This is a genomic window from Shewanella sp. 10N.286.52.A9, from assembly GCF_041468985.1.
Lineage (GTDB): Bacteria > Pseudomonadota > Gammaproteobacteria > Enterobacterales > Shewanellaceae > Shewanella > Shewanella japonica.
Genome location: NZ_JBFRJQ010000024.1, coordinates 16,806 through 37,193 on the forward strand (window position 1 = coordinate 16,806; position 20,388 = coordinate 37,193).

Genomic DNA, 20,388 nt, shown 5'->3' on the forward strand with positions numbered 1-20,388 from the left:
TAACGAATGCAAATAGATTTCTTTATGTTTAGACGTCTAAACGTCTAATATGTGTTGACGATCTAACTTTGCTTAGGTACATTTAGCCATCTAGACATCTCTACGGTGTGTACTCTATAGTGTGTCAATCTTGAGGAGCTTACAATGAAAAAACATCGCGCAGCTACATTAGCAGTTCGCCAAGGTATCGAATCTGATACTCAGTATGGCGCGGTAGTCCCGCCGATTTACCTTTCAACAAATTATTCATTTGATGGACACACCAACCCAAGGAAATTCGACTATAGCCGCTCAGGTAATCCGACTCGTTGTGTACTAGGGGAGGCAATCGCTAAACTAGAAAATGGTGCGACAGGGATTGTAACTTGTACAGGAATGGCCGCGATTACCTTAGTGACAAGTTTACTTGGGCCTGATGACTTAATCGTGGTACCGCATGACTGTTATGGTGGTAGTTACCGACTGTTCACAAATCTTGCCAACAAAGGCCAATTTAAATTATTGGTTGTTGATCAAACTGACGAGAAAGCACTCACTGAAGCGATAGCACAAAAGCCTAAAATGGTCTGGTTAGAAACACCTTCGAACCCACTTTTGCGGGTTGTGGATATTAAAGCCATCGTTGAAGCAAGCCATGCTGTTGATGCACTTGTTGTTGTCGACAATACTTTTTTATCTCCAATTTTACAGCAGCCATTAGAACTTGGTGCTGATATCGTGATGCACTCAACGACTAAATACATTAATGGCCACAGTGATGTTGTTGGCGGCGCCGTTGTCGCTAAAGATGCAGAGCTTGGTGAGCTATTACATTGGTGGTCAAATACCTTAGGGCTAACAGGTTCTGCATTTGACAGTTACCTAACACTGCGTGGTATTAGAACTTTAGCCGTGCGGATCCGTGAGCACCAAACTAATGCTCAGCGTGTGATTGACGTGCTGCAATCTAGTGATGTCGTTGAAAAAGTGTACTATCCCGGTTTAAAAGACCATCCAGGTCACGATATTGCTGCCAAACAGCAAAAAGGCTTTGGTGCTATGTTAAGTTTTGAGCTTAAAGGTGGCGAAGCAGAAGTGGTTGCCTTTTTAAATGCATTATCGATTTTCAGTGTTGCTGAAAGCTTAGGCGGAGTGGAAAGCTTAGTTGCCGTCCCAGCAACAATGACCCACAGAGCAATGGTGCCTGAAGCACGTTATGAAGCTGGTATTAAAGATACATTACTGAGACTATCTGTCGGGATTGAAGACGCAGAAGATTTAGTGAATGACATCAATGCCGGGCTCGCTGCAGTTGCCGCATTATAGTTCCGTGTCAGTCAGCGTTTTGCACAAAAGTTTAGTGGTTTAAGGAGTACAAAATGACCCGCAGTCATTTACATAAGTTTGGTGGTTCAAGTCTTGCTGATGCAGATTGTTATCGCCGTGTCGCCCATATTTTGTTGACTCATGGAAACTGCGACGATCTTGTCGTCGTGTCAGCTGCGGGAAAAAGCACTAACTTTTTATACAAGCTGTTGTCGCTTCGGGAAACGGGCGAATTATGGCAAGAAGAATTACAAGTTCTCATCAGCTACCAGCAAAACTTAATTGAGCAGCTGCTCTCTAACGAACAAGCCCGAGATTTACGTGAGCGTTTATCAACGGATAAGGCGCAACTGATCAGCCTGTTATCACTTGAACAGCGGAATGAATTCGAATTAAACCAAGTGCTCAGCTTTGGTGAACGTTGGTCTGCGCGCTTAATGGCTGCGCTTTTACGTGAATCAGGTGTTGCTGCAATCAATGTTGATGCTTGTTCAATTCTCGTTGCTGACGAAGGCTTAGTTCCTAATATTCGATTAGCGCAATCACGTGAAAAAGTGCAAGCACTGCTTGAAGCACATCCCAATGAGCGATTAGTCATTACTGGTTTTATTTGCGCTAACCAGCAAGGTGATACTCTGTTACTTGGACGAAATGGCTCTGATTACAGCGCCACCTTAATTGCGAGCTTAGCAGATATAGAACGAGTAACTATTTGGACTGATGTTGAAGGGGTGTTTAATGCAGACCCGAATAAAATCAATGATGCCAAGTTACTCAATAGTATGTCATTGGCGGAAGCGGATAGATTGGCTCATTTAGGTTCTCCTGTCCTTCACAGCAGGACATTACAACCGTTATTTGATACCAATGTCAGTTTGGCTGTTCGTTCTAGCTATGCATCTCATACTGATTTTACCTTGATTGCGCCGCAAAGCTCTTCGGCAAGTGCGCCGGTTGTAACGAGTTTAAATGAGGTCGTACTGTTTAAAATTAAGCTGCAATCACCAACAGAAAACCTGATTGAATTATTAGCGCAACAGGGGATCCTTCCTTTAGCTCATTGGACATCTGCCCACCATAAAGTTGAACTTGCTTTTACTGTTGAAAATCAAAAGCAAGTGCATACCTTACTTGAATTACACGCCCAAGCGCTTAATGTCAGTGATATTCATGTGAGCGATGAGCTTGGATTAGTCGCCTTGGTTAGCGCTGATGCCGAGCACTATCGTCGCAGTTTTGCTCGCTTACTCAGTCGTGATGCAAAACCACTTTATCAAGATGATTTAAGCTTAGTGACCTTAGTGCCAAAATCTCAGGTGAGCTTACTCACTCAAAAAGTACATCGCCGCTGCGCAGGTCCACGAATGCGTATTGGCGTGCTGCTGTTGGGAGTCGGTAATATCGGTGAAGCTTGGATTGATTTATTCCAACGATCTTCAACAGCACTTAATCGTGAGCTTGAAGCCACTGTGCAATTAGTGGGATTACTGAGCTCTAAAGAAGCACTTATCTGCCCTGACGGAATTGATCTTACTCAATGGCAAGATAAGTTTGATACGACTGCTAAACCTTGGGATTATACGAGTCTATTCGAGCAACTAGAGCATCTCGATTGTGATGAGTTAGTCGTGCTAGACATCAGTGCCAGCGCCAGCTTAACTTTACAATACCCTGAATTATTTGCCCGTGGAATTCATGTTGTTAGTGCTAATAAACTTGCAGGTTCAGGGCCATTACCATTTTACCGAGAGCTGAAACAACAGCTGAGTAACCGCAGACTATTTTGGCGTTATAACGCAAGTTGTGGTGCAGGTTTACCAATACAACACGCCCTGAATGATTTACGTAATAGTGGTGATAGTATTGAGGCGGTTGGCGGTATTTTCTCAGGCACTTTGTGTTGGTTGTTTGAGCATTATGATGGTCAAAAATCTTTTTCAGAATTGGTGATTGAGGCAAGAGGGTTAGGGATTACCGAGCCCGATCCACGTGACGATCTTTCTGGTCGTGACATGCAACGTAAGCTATTGATTTTAGCTCGTGAGATTGGCTTTGAAATTGAATTAGAGGATATTGTCTTAAACTCACTGGTGCCTGCTGCATTGGCAGACTTATCTTTAGATGATTTTTTAGCACGTATCACGGAACTTGATCAGAGTATGTTGCAGCAGTTCACTACAGCGGCAGAGCAAAATAAAGTGCTTCGTTATGTCGCCTCTTTGGACAAGGTTGATGGCAAAATGCATGCTGAAGTAGGTATCCAATGGGTCGATGCAAATCATCCTTATGCCAATTTAACCCCTGGTGATAACGTTTTTGTTATACGAAGTGCGTTTTATCAAGGTAATCCTCTAATTATTCGTGGTCCTGGTGCTGGCAGAGAAGTCACAGCGGCAGCCGTTCAATCCGATCTGGTACAGATTTGTAAGGATTTACTGCAAGAGTAACTTTTAATTGCTTGTTAACCTTATGGTTAGTGTAAATGAAAGGCTTATTTCTACACGAAGTAAGCCTTTTTTGTTGGGGACAGTAATGCAGTGGTTGAGCCTTGTGCTACCCAAGTGCGTTATTTTCTTTAATGTTTTTGAGATATCGCAGTAAACCAAGTCATTATTAATGAAAAAATTCAGCAGTATGAACTTAATTATCTGCATCTTGCTTTTGTATAAAAAACATCCTACCTAACTGTTCTTTTATTGACTATATTGAGTAAAGCATAGGAAATGGATTATTCACAAAAGGCTGATATATGAATAAAAATCTCTGGTTTTACAAAGTTCACTCATGGCGTTCCACCAATACAGTTACTTCGCAATGGGCACAAAGTGCAAACTATAGTGTATCTAGGTTTTGGGCGGCGCTAATTGGCAGTACGTTAAGCCTTAGTGTTTCAGCCAGTATTCCTGAAGCGTCACCTAAAGAGCTCCTTGAAACCGTACCAGCAGCGGCTCAAGTATGCTTAAGTTGTCATGGCGTAAACGGTGAAGGTTTGGGGGTAGCAGGCCCTAGATTAGCAGGCCTTTCTAGTGAGTATATGGCCCAGCAACTTTCTCATTTTCAGTCTGGTAAACGTCAAAATCCGACGATGATGGCAATGGCTATGACGGTGCAGGGCGATACCATTAAATTAGTCTCAGATTTTTTTGCTGCAAAACCAGTCGCAGCAATTAGTTTGCAGTATCGAGGCGATAAAGTTGTCATTAGCGATATAGGCGAGAAACTGGCTTTTCAAGGTGATTGGGAGCGGGAGATCCCAGCATGTACCAGTTGCCACGGTCCGTCAGGTATTGGTGCAGGTCAATTTCCGCGGTTAGCTGGCCAAGAACCCACCTACTTTAAAAATCAATTATTGGCATGGCAAAAAGGCACCCGTACAGGGGATGTTGACAACATGATGGGCAATATTGCTAAAAAGCTCACCGCTGCAGAAATTGATGCATTAACTCAATACTTTTCGGCTCAGAAATAAGGACATACTATGAAGCTATATTACTTTTCGGTGGCTGGTGTGTTGCTCAGTATGGGATTATCAGCGACGGAATTACCCGATAGGCAAGCTCAACTTCCTTCTGTTCCAAAAGATGCTAATGCCCAATATTTAACACCGAGTGCGTTATCTACGATTCCTAAAGGAGAGTTTGGCGACAAAATCACAAAGGGGTATCAGTTGTTTGTGAATAGTCAGCAAATGCGCAATCAGTATGTTGGCAATGAATTGAACTGTGTAAATTGCCATATGAACGCCGGAAATAAAGCGAATGCTTCGCCACTTTGGGCGGCTTATATGGCCTATCCTGCCTATCGTAAAAAAAATGACAAAGTGAATAGCTATCAGGAGCGTATTCAAGGTTGTTTTACTTACTCAATGAATGGCAAAGCCCCTGAATCAGGTAGCGATGTGTTAGTTGCTCTGTCGGCTTATTCATATTGGTTAGCGATGAGTGGCTTGATGAATCAATTTAATCTCACTGGTGATGTATCAGTATTGTCAGATGCTGAGTTGCTAAAAGGAGGTAATCGTCCTGAGTTTCCATTACCTGAGGTTATTAGCGCGAAGCTTGATCAAAAAGCGTTAACGATGCTGCCTGGTCGCGGCTTTCCTAAGTTAGATAAGCCGGAAAAACCCTACTCAATAGAGCGAGGTAACTCAGTCTATCTTGCACATTGTCAGGCTTGCCATGGTCAAGATGGTCAAGGAGTAAAGATGGCAAAAGTAAGTGCTCTTCCGCCATTATGGGGGCCGCAGAGCTATAACTGGGGAGCAGGTATGCATCGAGTGAATACAGCGGCTAACTTTATTTATGAGAATATGCCATTAGGAAAGAGTATTCAGCTTTCAGTCCAAGATGCTTGGGATGTAGCAGCATACATTAATGCCCAGGAACGACCTCAAGATCCGCGCTTTAAAGGAAAGATAGAGCAAACGAAAGCCAGTTTTCATCAACATGATGGTTATTATGGAAAAAAACCTCAAAATGTACTTTTAGGCGAAAAGGCTTATCCTAATTTCCCTGAGGCTAGTCAGTAAGCCTGATTGGAAAAGTCATTGGAAAAGTAGAAACGCTGAATAAATGGCAACGCAGTACAGTAGCATAATAAAACGTATTTGGTTGAGGTATCACCTCTACTGCTAAGGCAGAGGATTATATGAGCTGCATTATTATCTACTGTGCTATTTTTATAGTGTAGTGCCACACTCAATTTCGTCATCAATCATAAAATAAATATCATAGAAAGTTGTATCGTATTATCCTTGCTTATACATCTAGCGTTTACATCTAGCGTTGCCTGCGAACCAATCGTTAATATTCCTACTATCGAGTTAATCCTGTGAAGACACAAATTGTTGAAATCTATCATCCTCAAGAACAAGTAACTCAAGAGGGGATATCACTGAATCAAGCTAATGTTGTTGAACCTTTAATTTGTCCTATCTGCAATAAGCCAAATGCTTGTGCAGTCAGCAAAGGTTTATCTATTGAGGCGTGTTGGTGTCTTTCTCTTTCAGCTCGTGGCACCATTTCTGCTGCTGTTAAAGCGCAATTGAGGGGAAAAGCTTGTGTGTGTCAGTCTTGCTATGAATCTCTTTGCAAAAAGTAGTGTTGCTATTATGTTAAAATAAAATTGTGGTGTCAGGAATGATTGATATACTTAATCATTACTTTAATTAGGAAAAACACCATGATAAAAAAAATACTCCTAGTTGTTGCTATCATAATTGCAATCCCATTTATCGCGGCGATCTTTATCAAAAAAGATTACTCAGTTGAGCGAACAATTGTGATTAACCAACCTAAAGCGATTGTGTTTGATTATGTAAAACACCTCAAGAATCAAAATAATTTTAGTAAATGGGCACAAATGGATCCCGATATGGAAAAAACCTATCGTGGGACAGATGCAACGGTTGGATTTGTGTCAGCTTGGGCAAGTGATAATCCAGATGTTGGCGTCGGTGAACAAGAGATAATGGCGATTGTTGAGGGAGAGAGGATTGATTTCGAACTTAGATTTTTAAGCCCTTTTGAAGCAACTGAGCCAGCATATATGACCACTGAATCCTTGTCAGACAATCAAACTCGACTTAATTGGGGGTTTAAAGGGCATCTCGATTATCCGATGAATTTGATGTTTTTGTTCATGGATTTTGAAACGATTATAGGCAATGACTTACAGCAAGGCTTAGATAGCTTAAAGTTGATTTTGGATTGAATGCGCGTAAGTTTTATTGCATTGCTTGATATTTCTAGGGTGATATAAACACCAAACTGTGAAGGCACTACAATATTAGTAGTGCCTTTTTTATTTATTTAGCCTAATCAATTGACTGATTTATTGAGATTATTGCATTTAATACCTTTGCTTTTAATGATGATGTTTCCAATTTGTGTGTAATGCAGGTAATCTTAATTTTTCTTTAAATGACTTAGCCCTATTGAGTGAAATAGCGGATGAATCAAAAGAGAAACAGCTAAAAATAATAACAAGAAATAATTAACGCATTATGAGGTTTTCAATGGAACAAGTGACGGCATTTGTAAATACAGTTAATGGCATAGTGTGGGGCGTTCCCATGTTAGTGATGATTTTAGGAGTGGGATTATTTCTGTCTATCGGACTGAAATTAATGCCAATCCTAAAATTAGGCACAGGCTTTAAGTTATTGTGGTCTGGTCGAGATTCATCCGACGATAAACATAAAGGTGAAATTAGTCCGTTTAACGCTTTAATGACTTCACTTTCGGCAACCATTGGTACAGGTAATATTGCCGGTGTTGCAACCGCGATATTTCTTGGTGGACCAGGCGCGTTATTTTGGATGTGGTGTACGGCGTTAGTCGGTATGGCTACCAAGTTTGCAGAAGCTGTCTTAGCGGTTAAATTTCGTGAAAAAGATGGAAATGGTAATCATGTGGGCGGTCCCATGTATTACATCAAGAATGGTTTAGGCAGCAAATGGGCTTGGTTAGGCACGTTATTTGCGCTTTTAGGCTCTCTTGCTGGTTTTGGTATAGGTAACACTGTGCAAACCAACTCAGTTGCTGACGCAATGAGCAGCAACTTTGGTGTGCCTAACTGGATTACTGGTTTAGTGCTGATGGTGCTTGTGGGTGCTGTATTGATGGGCGGTATCAAACGCATCGCAGACGTTGCCGGTAAACTTGTCCCTTTAATGACCCTATTTTATATTACAGCTGGCTTAGCCGTGTTAGTTGTTTATGCTGACCAAGTACCAGCCGCATTTCAGTTAATTATTCATAGTGCATTTAACCCTGTTGCTGCCCAAGGTGGTTTTGCTGGTGCCGCTGTGTGGGCTGCTATTCGTTTTGGTGTCGCTCGTGGTGTTTTCTCAAATGAAGCAGGTTTAGGTAGTGCGCCTATTGCCCATGCTGCTGCGCAAACCAATGAGCCTGTTAAACAAGGCTTAGTGGCGATGTTAGGTACGTTTATCGACACGATTATTGTTTGTTCGATTACCGGTTTGGCTATTATTGTTTCGGGAGCATGGACTTCGGGTGAAACAGGCGCTGCGTTAACATCTTTTGCGTTTTCACATGCACTGCCTATGGGTAATTATATTGTTGCCGTTGCATTAGCTGTATTTGCTTTTACGACCATCCTAGGTTGGAGCTTTTACAGTGAAAAATGCATGCAGTATTTATTTGGTGATAAAGTCGTTAAGCCATTTAGATTAATTTGGACCTTAGTGGTACCGATTGGTGCTGTGAGTTCGCTTGAGTTTATTTGGTTACTTGCAGATACATTAAATGCCATGATGGCTATTCCAAACTTGATTGCATTAGCATTGTTAAGCCCTGTGGTATTTGCACTAACCCGTGAATACTTTGCTAAACAAAAGCAGTTAAATGCGCAAGGATAAAAAATGGATTAGGCATACACTGGGATGTGTATGCCAACAAAAAGGGATTTTATGAAGATAGATAACATTATAAGCGTATATACAATCTGTTTGCTGAGTGTCGTGCTTGCTGGTTGTAATGGCGTTAAATTTCGCACCAATGCAGAAGAGTATGTAGTCGCTAAGGTTGAGGCTTCAACCGTTGATTTGTATTCACCAAGTGAACTTTATAGTCACGAAAACGACCCATTAGGTGAAGTTTTTACTTCTTTTTGCAGTGTGTCGGCAGATCATTTGCGTTACCCGATTCCAAGTCTAAGCGCATTGAAAAACGATTTAAGAGGTCAAACGGCTGATAGGGGCGGCAATGCACTGGTTATCACTGAATGTGGTGAGCAGAAGTATCCGACTTGCACAGTATATCTGGAGTGCGCAGGCTTAGCGTATTACCTTAAGTCGTGGGATTAATTTGGCAAGCTGAGTAAGGTTAAGTGAAGTTTAAAAATCATCTTCTAAGTCGTCACCTAAACTTTTACGTAATTCTGCTTGTTCAAGATAGTCATCTAAGCGTCGTTTAACTTGACGTTTTCGTTCAATAATTTCAGCTGAACGTTTATTTCTTGGTGATACCATTGCGTCGATTTCTGTATCGTTAGGAATGCTTTCAGTAATATTAGCCATTATTCTACCCTCTATTTCATGCTTATTTGTTGTGTCCCTGTGTGACAAATAAGCTGTAAATATCAAAGGTAGCCTTTAGCCGTGCTTTGATATCATGGGTATTGAGCGCTGAAGCTTGCGATATTCTTGTAAAACAACCACGAAGAATATGCATTCAAATTGCACCCAAAGGTTTACTTACTCCTATAAATTCAATGTAGCAGTTATTTATTTTTTTGCTTAACGCAGTTATCAAAAAGTTTCTTTGACACACAAAAACGCCACTCATTAGAGTGGCGTTTGAGGTGTAACAATTGGCACGATGCCGACCTAAGCTAGTTCGCATTGGTGCCAGATTGAATGACTATGGCTTATAAACCAAAGCTGTACGAGTAGCCTAGTACAATTTTTGCGTCGTCATCATCTAAATCTGTATCAGATGCAGTAAATGAAACAGTACCGTAATCAGTATCAGAGCTTAACGATACATTGTATTCTGAGTAGCTATCAGTACCATACCAGCTAGTAATGATATCGCCATCTGAATAACCGTAATGCACGCCTAAAGACAGTGATTCAGTTAGTGGGAATGTGAGGTTAGCTTGTGCATACATCATGTCTTTTGAATCAAGTGGATCAGAAGCAATATCATCGCCGCCATTGACAGTGTGTGAATAAGAAACATCTAACCATTTCCATGCTAAACCAACAGTGACTTCACCAAAATCAACACTACCAGGAGAGTCTGGGTAGGCATAGTAAAGGTAGTTAATATCGTAGCTTAAATCTTCAGTGATATTACCGCCGTAACCTGCGTAAATATCTAACTCGTAACTTGTGCCATCACCAAAATCAACGTTTGAAGCCCAACCACCGACATAAAAGCCAGAATCAGCGGCATAATCAATACCACCCTGTACAGCTGCACCGTTATCAGTTTGGCTTACACCACGCCACAGGTAGTTTGACGTCGCGCCGATATTACCGGTGACTTCTGCTAATGCAGAACCAGATAATAATAAGCCTGTAGATAGCGCAATAGCTTTATATAAGGTTTTTTTCATTTTCATTCCCTCAAAGTTTTTATTATTCATTTCACCTGTTGCTTGATTATCGGGCAGCAAGGTTCAATGTTGATTTCATCTGTATGAGTTATTGCTAATGATGTGCCATGTTTATAAATGCTTTACTATTAATGGTTTATGTTCTCTCGCACTATGATGTAGCAAAAATGTTGCATGGTATTGAGGCAGGGGCGCACTTTTTTTGTGCAGTTCTGAGGCGAATTTCTAATAGAAAGGTGATCAATAGACATAAAAAAACCTCCGAAGTGGAGGTTTTATTTTCAAGCAGTTAATCTTAGTTAACGCTATCTTTTAATGTTTTACCCGCTTTGAACTTTGGTACAGTCGCTTCAGCAATTTGAATTTCTTTGCCAGTCTGTGGGTTGCGGCCAGTACGAGCTGCGCGTACAGAGGTTTCAAAAGAACCAAAACCTACGATAGAAATTTTGTCACCATTTTTCATGGCTTCAGTAACAGCTTCTTCAAAAGACTTTAGTGCGCGGCCAGCTTCTGCTTTAGTTAACTCAGCATTTTCTGCAATTTTTGCAATTAATTCACTTTTGTTCATGTTGATATTCTCTGCTTTCCATAGATGTGTTTATTTAAAACTAGATTAACATGCCATAAGCCATGGGGCTTTGAAAGCATTTTATCTGATAAATGTGTAGCAATAGGGCATTTTGGTGACATTTACGACGTAAATGACCCCTTTGCCCAGCTTTTGGGGCGAAAATGACGAGTGCCACAGTAATAAAGTTAATCTTCTAATAGTTGATATAGCAGCTGCTTAACCAGTTTAGGCTCAAAAGGTTTATCGCAAAGTGCATTCACTCCCGCACTTGATACATTACTAAGATGTGTATCATTGGCTTCAGATGAGACCATTAATATTGGGATATGGGATTGCTGACTTTCATTGCGAATATATTGGGTCAGTGCTAGACCGTCGACACTCGGCATGTTGTAGTCCGTGATGACTAGGTCAAACATCTGTTGCTGCATGAGTTCTATTGCTTGCGCCCCATCTTCAGCTTCGCTAATGATTCTAATGCCTAAGTTGCCAATGGTTCGCTTAATGACATTACGTGCCATTCGGCTATCATCGACCACTAATGTACGAATATCTTGTACATCAAAATGACTTAAATCCAGTTCATCGTTGCTGATTAAATCGATGGTTGAATTGAGCGCAGTCGCTAGGTGATCGGCATCGAATGGTTTCGGTAGAATGGCGACGACCCCTGATTGCCTGAACACTTCAAGTTGTTCGCGTCGACACTCACTAGAAACCAACATAAATTGAATGTCATTAAATTGAGTGCTTTGCTTGATGAAACTGAGCAAGTCGGTCGCTTCGCCATCTGAAAAGTGCAAAGCGCTGATGACTAAATCTGGAGTGTGTCTTGAGATGATGTCTTTCGCATCAGTGATACTTGATGCAGTTTGAATGCTATTTACACCTTCTTGTTGTAGGCGTGCGGTGATAATTTTACGCTGAGTATCTGAAGGCTCTAGCAATAAAATTGATAGTTCACTGGGGGATAGGTGGCCCATAAATGACTTCTTCTTATTTATTATAAATGCGTCTTATGGGCGCATTTTACCTTAAGCTTCTACGTGAATATAGCTATTCTTGCACAAGACATTAACAATCAGGTTTCAAATACTGCGTGGTTTTTTGGCTAAACGCGACCCAATATTGGTACCCCAAAATGAGCACAGCGCTCAGTGCAATAGCCGGTACAGGTATACTCACTCCGTTGAATTCGACTTTTACATCTTCAGGGGTGATTTGATAGGCAATAATAGCTGTTGTGGATAAAGCTAACATCGCCAATGTTTGGATTGCGAGGTATATTTTTAACACTAAACTGGCCCAGTGAGTGCGTTTAACGAGTCCAAATAGTACTGGTATTACGCCAATCGTAAACAGATCGATTCCTTGAATGGCGTATGAACGTAGCAAAGCCAGAATAGACAATAAGACGTAAAATGCCATCAATATGATAAGTCTGCGAGGGAGCGGATTGTTAACGGTACTGAATTTATTCATGAGGTATTGTTATTGATAGTAAAGCAATGAGTTCGTTGTGGTGTAGAATAACGCGAGTTGAGATATTTTGGTGAATAGTTTCCAAAAAGATTAGGAAAAGTGACATGACAGAAGCTGAATTTTGGGACTTAGTGACGCGTACTGAGCCGCAACAATCAGAGCAGCAGTGCCACAGTGAACTGACGGCTAAGCTAACCGAGCTTGATGATGACGCATTAGCCGCATTTGATAAAATGTTCGGACAGCAGATGCGCCGTAGTTATCATTGGAATATATGGGGAGCGGCGTACATTATCACAGGTTGTGATTCTGATTATGCTTTCGCAGAGTTTAGAGGCTTTTTACTTTCTCTGGGTGAGGACTGGTATAACAAGGTGATTGCTGATCCCGATTGTTTAGGAGAGCTGACTTTGTGGCCAACAAAAGATGATTATGCATACCCTTTTATTGAGGACTTTGACTTGATAGCAGGGCAACTCTATGAAGACAGAACAGGTAATGAATTACCTTTTGTTCCTTCCGGGCAGCATACTCCCCAGGGTAAAAAGTTTAGTACCAAGAAGAAAGATCTTAAAAAGAACTATCCAAAACTCAGTGCATTATTTCCATTTTAACGTTCAGAAAACCTAAAATGCAGCCATTAGGCTGCATTTTCATATCGGTAACTAACCTTTAAGGTTTAGCCTTCACACACTTCAGATTCGTCATCAAAGTCTAATCCACGATTAGCGCATTTTTTTTCCATGAAGTTATGCTCTGCAGTTTCAAGCTGCTGATTAAAGTCTCGTTCAAGTTCAGCGGTATACTCTTGTTCTGCCGAAGCCATGTGCTGGTTCATTAACTGGTGATGTTCTTGAATCGCTTGTTGGCCTTCTGCATCGACATCAAATTGATGAGCAAAGCTTGAAGAAGATAATGCCATTGTGACGAAAAAGGTCGCAGCAAGGGTTATTTTCTTAGTCATAGTTACTTTAGCGTTGTTCATAGTGATGTAGTTCATAGTATTACTCCAGTTAAAACTCGTAGGTTTATTGTTGCGCTAATTCCTTGAGCGTTAATGGCAGTGACGCAATCATCTAATGGGGTTGATATGATGCAGTACGTTTGCTTGGGATGTATATTAGCAATCACTGACTGAACAAAAGCTGAACAAAAAAGCAGCTAATAATATTTATCCCTATTTTACTTGCTTGTATAAAGGTGAATGTCTTACAGCAAAGGAAGTCGCTTTGCGTTAAGCTTATATACAGGTTGGGCTTATTATATTGAGATGCAATGAATACATTGCGACAAATTCACTGCCAGGAGACTATATATGAAAGTTAAACATTTACTTATTGCAGGCGCACTAATGTGTAATGTTGCTATCGCTGATGAAGAAGTGATTGAAAACCCAGTCACAGAAGAGGGCATCGTTAAAGTTGAATGGCAAGAGCCTAAAAATTATCGTGATTTAAAAACGGCTACAGAAGTTAAGTCGCGCTTTGAACAACGCTTTTTTGATACCATGACTAAAAATATCAATAAAGAAGCTGAGAAGATACTCAAGCCAAATCAGAAACTCGAAATGGTAGTTTCAGATGTGGACTTAGCAGGCGACTTAAGACCAACGTTCGGGGCTACGTCTGCTAATGAATTACGAATCGTTAAAGATTTGTACCCACCTAGAATGACGTTTACTTACCGTATCACTGAAGGCGATAACGTTGTTATTGCCGGAGATGAAAAGCTAGTTGATATGAACTTCATGTACGGTGCTAATTCTACAAGAAATCAACGACCATTTGAGTATGAAACTCGTATGTTGAAAGATTGGTTAAAGAAAACCGTAGAGCCAGTGCTATAAATCGCGCCATTGAGATAGCTTCAATCAATACAATAAAAACGGCTTATTAAGCCGTTTTTTGTTGCCTATCATCTAAGGTGAAAACCTTACTTTGTACATATTTAGCCTGTTTTTTGGCTTCAGCACTGAGCATTGATAATTCATGATCCGTTGTATCATGGGTCATCGCAGGTGGTAGTACACCAACACATAGTGAAATTAAAGGGTGATCGACCATATTACCTTGGCGATCTTTGGCATGCATCGTTTGAGTTTGCCAATGTTCTGCTGAATAAAAAGTGCGTTTATTTTGTTCAAAGTGTTCTACGATGGCTTTACCGTGAGTGAGTGCATCTTGGCAAGTGCAAATCATCACGAAGTCATCTCCGCCTATGTGGCCGACAAAGCAGCGTTCATTTTGATGATGACTTAGTAAGTTAGCCACTTGCATGATGACTTCATCACCTCGTGAGAAACCATAAATATCGTTATAAGGTTTAAAGTGGCATAAATCAAAATATGCTAAATAAAATGGTTTTTTCTGGGATCGTAAGCGTTTTAACTCTTCTTGAATAGGAACATTTCCAGGTAAGTTGCTAAGCGGGTTAGCATGTCTAGCGACTTTAATTCTATGTTCGGTTATGCGTTGTAATAGATCTTTGGTGTGGCCAATCCCGATTAATTTATCATGTCGTAATATAATAAATTGTTGTGCAACGGTAGTGGCGGTTTCAGAGGTAAGCAGTTGGCTTACCGCTGACAAAGGTTCACTTGCATCAATCTGCAATACTTGTCTGTCCATTACTGCACTCGCCGGATGGTTTTCATGAAGGGCTCGGCCATAGGGTGTGCTAAATAATTCCAGAATATGATTGCGACTGACGATGCCTTCAGGATGGCCATGTTGAGCGATGACAATTGCTTGCAGTGCTGGTTGAGCAATAAATTGCTCACTGAGTTGCTTCAGTTTTGTCTCAGGTGGCGCGATATTGGCTGATGAACATAAACTTTCTGCTGTTTCGCAATAACGTGTTTGCGGCGGCAAAGGCATGCTCACCAAGTTTGAGTCCATGTGCGTATTGGGTTTAATGTTGGGTCTACCCAATAAATAACCTTGGCAATAAGTTACCCCTAACTGCTTTAACATGGTTAACTCTTCTGGGGTTTCGATTCCCTCTGCAATGACTTTGCAAGTCAGATTTTGACAAAGCTCCACAATCGAGCGCACAAATTCTTGCTTTACTGCCGTGCTGTCAATTTGATGAATAAAATGGCGATCGATTTTGACATAATCAGGAGACAGTTCAGACCATAAGCGTAATCCTGAGTACCCTGCGCCTAAGTCATCAATTGCTGTGAGAAAGCCCTGATTGCGATAGTGGTTCAAACAGTCTTTTAATAAATCAATATCATCGGCTGGGTATTGCTCTGATAGTTCGATAACCACATCTTCAGGCTTTAGCAACATTTGTTTAATCAGCTGCAGGGTTAGCCCTTTAGGATGGTCAGGATCGAGTAGCGCTTTTGGCGAGATGTTGATAAACAACTTACCTTTAAGCTGACACGCTTTAAAAGCATTAATAGAAATACTGCGGCAGAGTGTTTCTAATTCACTGAGTTTATTAAGATGTTCTGCAGTTTTAAATAAAGGTACTGGAGAATAAAGTGGGCTATGTTCTGGCCCTCGGCTTAACGCTTCAAAACCATGAACCTTTTGAGTTGATATGTTGAAAATAGGCTGAAAGATAGCATTGATAGATTGTTTATATATTATTTTTTCGAGTTCTTTTTCTAAATCTATAACACTCATTACATCAGTTCCATTGCATTTTTTTCCATCAGTCTATGGCAGAAAAATGACAAAAATATGTCTTTGATAACAAATGTATGCACAAAACTAACAGATAAACTTGAAATCTATTCAAGCTCATTTTTCAAAGGAGTGGATTGTTTAAATGTGAAAATACCAAAGCGGAGTTGATTGATGCTAAAACGCAGCCCGTGGGCTGCGTTTTTAACAAGTGGTAGGTGCTACTTAGTATTTTGTTTAAACAAATGCAAAGTTTGCAGTAATGCCCCAATTTTTTTTACATGAGCTTCTAACATTTCTGGAGGTATATGGCTGAGACCTTGAAGCTCTTCAAGTTCATTTGCGAGCTCTTGAACATAAGGTAAAAAGCGATTACTTTTTTGGGTAAAGCCTTGTTCTTCAGTGAAGATTGCAACAAACTTACCATGGCCAGCTTGACGCAGTTCGTCGAGTCTTTTATCGGCATCAATGGCTTGACGATATCCTGTTTGCAGACTTTCTTTTAATTGCTGGATAACTTGGGTATACGGCATGATAGCCTCATTACATCATAAAAATTAAGTTAAATTATAAGGGGCTGGCATGGGACTAACAAGTGAATTACCGTTAAAAATCACCGCAACATTATTAACGAGGCTTAGATTAATTTTCGTTGGGGTTGTACTTGCATTAGCTTTAGCTGTTAATGCGAGTGCAGCAGAAACTGATAAACCACCTTTCTTCAAAGCCAGTTATCAAAATAAACAAATATACTTATTGGGCTCTATTCATATTGGCAAAGCCGACTTTTATCCTTTACCTTTGCAAATAGAACAAAGTTTTGTCGAGTCAGATGCATTAGTGATTGAAGCGGATGTGACTAAAGCGAATGTGCAACAACTATTGCAGCAGTATGGCTTTGCGAAAGGAAAACAAGCCGACATAGCGAGTTTATATCCGGCTTTTTGCGGTAAAAACCAAACCATGTGCGACGGTTTGAAGCCACTTGCTACTTGGCTTCAGGCAAACCAAATCGGTGTTGGGCGCTTTGCTGAATTGGGGTTTTCACCTGAAGCAGGCGTCGATGTGACATTTGTGGCTCGTGATCCGGCCAAGCCATTACTTGAGCTTGAAAGTGTTGAATTTCAGTTCGACCTCATTTCTTCTTTTTCAGATAAAACTCAAGCGCAATTATTGGATGAAGCGATTAACGCAACCGATGGCGAGATGCTTGAGCTGATATCAGCATGGCGATCGGGCGATCATCAAGCACTCGCAGATATTATGGAGCATCAAGCAGAAGAATCTGATGAGCTATTAACTAAATTGCTTTGGCAAAGAAACCACACGATGACGCAAAGAATCATCGAGATTTTACAAGATAGTCATTATCAACGCTTGTTCGTCATTGTTGGCGCTGGGCATGTCGTAGGCCAACAAGCCTTGCCCGAGTTGTTACGAAATGCAGGTGCCGATGTGATCGATTGTTGGAAAATGACCTGTAATGAGTATCGATAATGTAATGTTGTTTTCCATTTGAAGAGTAAAAATTGGCATTTTTTGACTGATGTTATCAATCTAGATGTATAATAGCAGCATTGAAACATTTAATGACGCAGTGTTTAGGTTTGCTAAATACTGCGTTTTTCAGTTAATAAACAAAAGGTAACTCTCTTGAGTCACGACTACTCTATAGAATTAGCTTCGATGCCATCGTTGCTGTCTCTGTATCGAAAGATATTATTATCGCGCAAGCCTGGTTGGGATCAGCAACCGTTGCCAAACATCAATGTGCAGGTCAGTAATATTCACCTCAGTGATAAAAAAATTCAGCAATATGCTGATGTTTGCCAATTTGGTTTTGATGGCAAAGTGTTACCTCCTACGTTTTTATACGTGTTAGCTTTTAGACTTCATGCCAGCATTTTTACCCATAAAGCGATCACCTTTCCATTGCTAGGTATGATCCACCTCAAGAACAGCATTAGTCTATACAGACCCATCAATGCCGATGAAACGTTTGATGTGCAGTGTGAGCTGACAAGCAGTCAGACCACAGATGCAGGTCTTGAGTTTGAGCTTGTATCAAAGGTGTATGTAGGACAGGAATTGGTGTGGGAAGCATTATCAACTTACTTATATCGCATTGAGTCCAAAGGGCGCAGAGCAAGACCGCCTAGAGCTTCAGATATGACATGGGAAGATGTGCAAACTTGGGCATTACCTGAAGATTTAGGGCGTAAATATGCTAAAGCCTCTGGGGATTATAATCTGATTCACCTTCATCCTATCGTGTCTAAACGTTTCGGTTTTGAGCGCGTATTAGCTCACGGCATGTGGTCAAAAGCTCGTTCATTAGCGGCATTAATGCAGTTTATTGGTGAGAGGCCGTTTAAAGTCGATGTTGAATTCAAGTTACCTGTCTTTATGCCATCAGAAGTCACTTTTGCTTTTGAAAGTATGAAAAATGGTAAACGATTTGAAATGCGTGATATTAAAGGTCGTCGTCCGCATTTGCTTGGTAATATGACTTACCTAGATTAATGCTTGTGGTACACCTGTATATGCGCAAAGAAAAAGCCCGAGTTATTCACTCGGGCTTTTTGTATCAATTAAATAGGCTTAATCAGCCGCTTTTTCATGGTAAATATGTACATCCCGTTGTGGGAATGGAATGCTAACCCCTTGAGCGTCAAACTGCATTTTCACTTCACGGGTAATATCCCAGTATACATCCCAGTAATCGATAGGATCTGCCCAAGGGCGCACCACAAAGTCGACTGATGATTCACCTAAGGTGTGAAGCTTAATCGTAGGCTCAGGAAATTGCTTGACCTTTGGGTGAGCCATAACAATGTCGGTAAGGATTTTTTCAGCTTTAGGGATATCATCGCCATAGCCAATACCAAACGTCATATCAACACGGCGTTCTTGTTCAACAGTAATATTGTTAATGGTGTCACCCCAAATTTTATTATTTGGAATGATTAATCGTTGGTTATCTAGGGTTTTAACCGTTGTTGATACCAAGCTCATATGACTAACACGACCTGTTACTCCAGCTGCATTGATCAAGTCACCAACATCATACGGACGGTAGATTAAGATCATCATACCCGATGCAAAGTTAGATAATGTGTCTTGCAAAGCAAAACCAATAATCACACCCGCAATACCAAAACCTGCCAATAATGGTGCCAATTCAAAGCCAAGTTGTGACAGTGCAATTAATAAACCTAAGGCAAAAATCACATTACCTGAAATGGATGTGAAGAAGTCTTGCAACAGCATGCTGAAGTTAAGTTTTGATGAGTTAACGGCTTTGCGCACCACTTTTCGAACGAGCTTAGCAACTAAGCTTGTTAGGAATAAAATGATCAAGAAAATAATCACTTTAAATGTTACGCCTGCACCGTTTTCCAAAGCTTGGTTTTTCGCAATCGTCATCCATTCTTCAATGAGACTAGAAGCCACATCAAAATTCAGAACATCTTGAGTAATATCGCCAGAGACACTGAATAATGTTTGTTTAATCTGTGTGGTGTCTTGGCCGAGTGATTCAAGCATTTCGATGGCAATATTCAAGCTTGCGGTGTGCATTGCCAAACGATCTTTTAAAGATGACACTTTGCTCTTTTGCTCAGCAGTAATGTCAGCGCCAGCATCAGAAGCTTCAGCAACCGCTTCTTGAAGCTGTACTTGAGTATAGGTAACTAAGCTTTCGAAATAATCAGCTCTTAGTAAGACTTCTGCAGTTAACGCAGCTTCGGCATTATCAACGTTAATGTTAAGCGTCTTACCCCAATTAATCGTTTCTAATTCTGCTTGCAAGTAATGGTCACGATCTTCTTCACGTTTGATAATATCACGCATGATTTCTACATCATTATCACCGCCTAAAGCGAGCTTTAACTCACCCGTTCTTGCATCTAGGTATTGACCGACTTTATCAAGAAACACCAGCTGCTTATTCACTTGTGGAACCAAGTAAGCTAAATCAGGGTCTGGTTGATTGATTAGCGTTGCTAACTCTTCTCTTAATAAGTTGGTTTTATTGCGGATGCGATATTCGCTGACATCTTTAAGTTCACCTTTAGCAGTTTTAAGCCAAATAATGTCGGTATCGATGGTTTTTTGTAGTTGTTGAATTTTTTTGTCAGTCTCAGGGCTAACTTGCGCCGCATAACTGGTACCAGAAAAGCAAATTACACTGAGTAAACAGCAAATAATAAACAGAATTCTTGGCATGGTAAAACTTCCTGTCAGTATAGTAGAAAGCTAATGATAAGTTATTGCGGGAAGTTTGACGATAATTTGATAGACTTACGCACT

At 40.7% G+C, this 20,388-nt stretch carries 21 protein-coding genes; 12 read left to right on the forward strand and 9 right to left on the reverse strand.

The genetic code is table 11. The annotated features are described in order from the left end of the window. Positions 1-144 precede the first annotated feature (144 nt). From metB to AB4128_RS15555, 8 genes are all read left to right on the forward strand, one after another. Positions 145-1,305 carry a cystathionine gamma-synthase gene (gene metB, locus AB4128_RS15520; RefSeq protein WP_372038219.1) on the forward strand — a complete coding sequence of 387 codons (1,161 nt, stop codon included), beginning with the start codon at positions 145-147 and terminating at the stop codon, positions 1,303-1,305. Between the two features lie 53 nt (positions 1,306-1,358). Beyond that, entirely contained in the window at positions 1,359-3,752 is a 2,394-nt protein-coding gene (locus AB4128_RS15525) for a bifunctional aspartate kinase/homoserine dehydrogenase II (protein WP_055022726.1), read from the forward strand. Positions 3,753-4,054: 302 nt separating this feature from the next. Beyond that, positions 4,055-4,774, forward strand: coding sequence for a cytochrome c (locus tag AB4128_RS15530; RefSeq protein WP_372038220.1), 720 nt, complete (start codon positions 4,055-4,057; stop codon positions 4,772-4,774). A gap of 9 nt (positions 4,775-4,783) precedes the next feature. Next, a complete protein-coding gene (locus AB4128_RS15535; RefSeq protein ID WP_372038221.1) occupies positions 4,784-5,833 on the forward strand; it encodes a c-type cytochrome in 1,050 nt (349 codons plus the stop codon). A gap of 302 nt (positions 5,834-6,135) precedes the next feature. Further along, positions 6,136-6,405, forward strand: coding sequence for a cysteine-rich CWC family protein (locus AB4128_RS15540; RefSeq protein WP_119967698.1), 270 nt, complete (start codon positions 6,136-6,138; stop codon positions 6,403-6,405). A gap of 81 nt (positions 6,406-6,486) precedes the next feature. Continuing rightward, positions 6,487-7,017, forward strand: a complete 531-nt coding sequence (locus AB4128_RS15545; protein WP_055022723.1) for an SRPBCC family protein — start codon at positions 6,487-6,489, stop codon at positions 7,015-7,017. Between the two features lie 304 nt (positions 7,018-7,321). Further along, entirely contained in the window at positions 7,322-8,686 is a 1,365-nt protein-coding gene (locus AB4128_RS15550) for a sodium:alanine symporter family protein (protein ID WP_055022722.1), read from the forward strand. Positions 8,687-8,737: 51 nt separating this feature from the next. After that, the gene (locus AB4128_RS15555) at positions 8,738-9,133 is read left to right on the forward strand and encodes a hypothetical protein (protein WP_144430107.1); all 396 of its coding nucleotides are present in this window, start codon (positions 8,738-8,740) and stop codon (positions 9,131-9,133) included. Between the two features lie 30 nt (positions 9,134-9,163). Here AB4128_RS15555 and AB4128_RS15560 read toward each other — a convergent pair whose 3' ends face one another. The 5 genes from AB4128_RS15560 to AB4128_RS15580 all read right to left on the reverse strand — a co-directional run bounded on the left by AB4128_RS15560 (position 9,164) and on the right by AB4128_RS15580 (position 12,442). Next, complete coding sequence (locus AB4128_RS15560) at positions 9,164-9,346, reverse strand: hypothetical protein (RefSeq protein ID WP_055022720.1); 183 nt, start codon at positions 9,344-9,346, stop codon at positions 9,164-9,166. Positions 9,347-9,696: 350 nt separating this feature from the next. Continuing rightward, entirely contained in the window at positions 9,697-10,389 is a 693-nt protein-coding gene (locus AB4128_RS15565) for a TorF family putative porin (RefSeq protein ID WP_055022719.1), read from the reverse strand. A gap of 295 nt (positions 10,390-10,684) precedes the next feature. Further along, positions 10,685-10,957, reverse strand: a complete 273-nt coding sequence (locus AB4128_RS15570) for an HU family DNA-binding protein (RefSeq protein WP_055022718.1) — start codon at positions 10,955-10,957, stop codon at positions 10,685-10,687. A gap of 188 nt (positions 10,958-11,145) precedes the next feature. After that, the gene (locus tag AB4128_RS15575) at positions 11,146-11,943 is read right to left on the reverse strand and encodes a response regulator (RefSeq protein WP_055022717.1); all 798 of its coding nucleotides are present in this window, start codon (positions 11,941-11,943) and stop codon (positions 11,146-11,148) included. A gap of 91 nt (positions 11,944-12,034) precedes the next feature. Next, positions 12,035-12,442, reverse strand: a complete 408-nt coding sequence (locus AB4128_RS15580) for a hypothetical protein (protein WP_055022716.1) — start codon at positions 12,440-12,442, stop codon at positions 12,035-12,037. Between the two features lie 104 nt (positions 12,443-12,546). Between AB4128_RS15580 and AB4128_RS15585 the strand changes: the two genes are divergently transcribed. After that, on the forward strand, positions 12,547-13,056 hold the full coding sequence (locus AB4128_RS15585; RefSeq protein ID WP_055022715.1) for a DUF4240 domain-containing protein: 510 nt from the start codon (positions 12,547-12,549) through the stop codon (positions 13,054-13,056). Between the two features lie 65 nt (positions 13,057-13,121). On the opposite strand, the gene AB4128_RS15590 is transcribed toward AB4128_RS15585, so the two are convergent. Continuing rightward, a complete protein-coding gene (locus AB4128_RS15590) occupies positions 13,122-13,442 on the reverse strand; it encodes a hypothetical protein (protein ID WP_055022714.1) in 321 nt (106 codons plus the stop codon). Positions 13,443-13,757: 315 nt separating this feature from the next. On the opposite strand from AB4128_RS15590, the gene AB4128_RS15595 reads away from it, so the two are divergent. Continuing rightward, complete coding sequence (locus tag AB4128_RS15595; protein WP_065109766.1) at positions 13,758-14,288, forward strand: DUF3016 domain-containing protein; 531 nt, start codon at positions 13,758-13,760, stop codon at positions 14,286-14,288. A 46-nt stretch (positions 14,289-14,334) separates the two neighbouring features. Here AB4128_RS15595 and AB4128_RS15600 read toward each other — a convergent pair whose 3' ends face one another. Beyond that, positions 14,335-16,077 (reverse strand): GGDEF domain-containing protein, encoded by a 1,743-nt coding sequence (locus tag AB4128_RS15600; protein WP_372038222.1) that lies wholly within the window; start codon positions 16,075-16,077, stop codon positions 14,335-14,337. A gap of 221 nt (positions 16,078-16,298) precedes the next feature. After that, positions 16,299-16,610: a hypothetical protein gene (locus AB4128_RS15605; RefSeq protein ID WP_055022711.1), complete on the reverse strand. Its 312-nt coding sequence runs from the start codon at positions 16,608-16,610 to the stop codon at positions 16,299-16,301. 49 nt (positions 16,611-16,659) lie between these two features. Between AB4128_RS15605 and AB4128_RS15610 the strand changes: the two genes are divergently transcribed. Beyond that, the gene (locus tag AB4128_RS15610) at positions 16,660-17,574 is read left to right on the forward strand and encodes a TraB/GumN family protein (RefSeq protein ID WP_372038223.1); all 915 of its coding nucleotides are present in this window, start codon (positions 16,660-16,662) and stop codon (positions 17,572-17,574) included. Between the two features lie 156 nt (positions 17,575-17,730). Next, entirely contained in the window at positions 17,731-18,600 is an 870-nt protein-coding gene (locus tag AB4128_RS15615; RefSeq protein ID WP_372038224.1) for a MaoC/PaaZ C-terminal domain-containing protein, read from the forward strand. A gap of 78 nt (positions 18,601-18,678) precedes the next feature. Here AB4128_RS15615 and AB4128_RS15620 read toward each other — a convergent pair whose 3' ends face one another. Then, positions 18,679-20,304, reverse strand: coding sequence for a mechanosensitive ion channel family protein (locus tag AB4128_RS15620; protein WP_055022708.1), 1,626 nt, complete (start codon positions 20,302-20,304; stop codon positions 18,679-18,681). Positions 20,305-20,388: the final 84 nt, after the last annotated feature.

What these genes read in the sequence shown, in the direction of transcription:
- AB4128_RS15535 (WP_372038221.1), top strand. Translation starts at nt 4,784, where the DNA reads ATGAAGCTATATTACTTTTCGGTGGCTGGTGTGTTGCTCAGTATGGGA.
- AB4128_RS15545 (WP_055022723.1), top strand. Translation starts at nt 6,487, where the DNA reads ATGATAAAAAAAATACTCCTAGTTGTTGCTATCATAATTGCAATCCCA.
- AB4128_RS15605 (WP_055022711.1), bottom strand. Translation starts at nt 16,610, where the DNA reads ATGCCGTATACCCAAGTTATCCAGCAATTAAAAGAAAGTCTGCAAACA.
- AB4128_RS15575 (WP_055022717.1), bottom strand. Translation starts at nt 11,943, where the DNA reads ATGGGCCACCTATCCCCCAGTGAACTATCAATTTTATTGCTAGAGCCT.
- AB4128_RS15600 (WP_372038222.1), bottom strand. Translation starts at nt 16,077, where the DNA reads ATGAGTGTTATAGATTTAGAAAAAGAACTCGAAAAAATAATATATAAA.
- AB4128_RS15580 (WP_055022716.1), bottom strand. Translation starts at nt 12,442, where the DNA reads ATGAATAAATTCAGTACCGTTAACAATCCGCTCCCTCGCAGACTTATC.
- AB4128_RS15525 (WP_055022726.1), top strand. Translation starts at nt 1,359, where the DNA reads ATGACCCGCAGTCATTTACATAAGTTTGGTGGTTCAAGTCTTGCTGAT.
- AB4128_RS15620 (WP_055022708.1), bottom strand. Translation starts at nt 20,304, where the DNA reads ATGCCAAGAATTCTGTTTATTATTTGCTGTTTACTCAGTGTAATTTGC.
- AB4128_RS15570 (WP_055022718.1), bottom strand. Translation starts at nt 10,957, where the DNA reads ATGAACAAAAGTGAATTAATTGCAAAAATTGCAGAAAATGCTGAGTTA.
- AB4128_RS15565 (WP_055022719.1), bottom strand. Translation starts at nt 10,389, where the DNA reads ATGAAAAAAACCTTATATAAAGCTATTGCGCTATCTACAGGCTTATTA.
- AB4128_RS15530 (WP_372038220.1), top strand. Translation starts at nt 4,055, where the DNA reads ATGAATAAAAATCTCTGGTTTTACAAAGTTCACTCATGGCGTTCCACC.
- metB (WP_372038219.1), top strand. Translation starts at nt 145, where the DNA reads ATGAAAAAACATCGCGCAGCTACATTAGCAGTTCGCCAAGGTATCGAA.
- AB4128_RS15595 (WP_065109766.1), top strand. Translation starts at nt 13,758, where the DNA reads ATGAAAGTTAAACATTTACTTATTGCAGGCGCACTAATGTGTAATGTT.
- AB4128_RS15550 (WP_055022722.1), top strand. Translation starts at nt 7,322, where the DNA reads ATGGAACAAGTGACGGCATTTGTAAATACAGTTAATGGCATAGTGTGG.
- AB4128_RS15555 (WP_144430107.1), top strand. Translation starts at nt 8,738, where the DNA reads ATGAAGATAGATAACATTATAAGCGTATATACAATCTGTTTGCTGAGT.
- AB4128_RS15610 (WP_372038223.1), top strand. Translation starts at nt 16,660, where the DNA reads ATGGGACTAACAAGTGAATTACCGTTAAAAATCACCGCAACATTATTA.
- AB4128_RS15560 (WP_055022720.1), bottom strand. Translation starts at nt 9,346, where the DNA reads ATGGCTAATATTACTGAAAGCATTCCTAACGATACAGAAATCGACGCA.
- AB4128_RS15590 (WP_055022714.1), bottom strand. Translation starts at nt 13,442, where the DNA reads ATGAACTACATCACTATGAACAACGCTAAAGTAACTATGACTAAGAAA.
- AB4128_RS15585 (WP_055022715.1), top strand. Translation starts at nt 12,547, where the DNA reads ATGACAGAAGCTGAATTTTGGGACTTAGTGACGCGTACTGAGCCGCAA.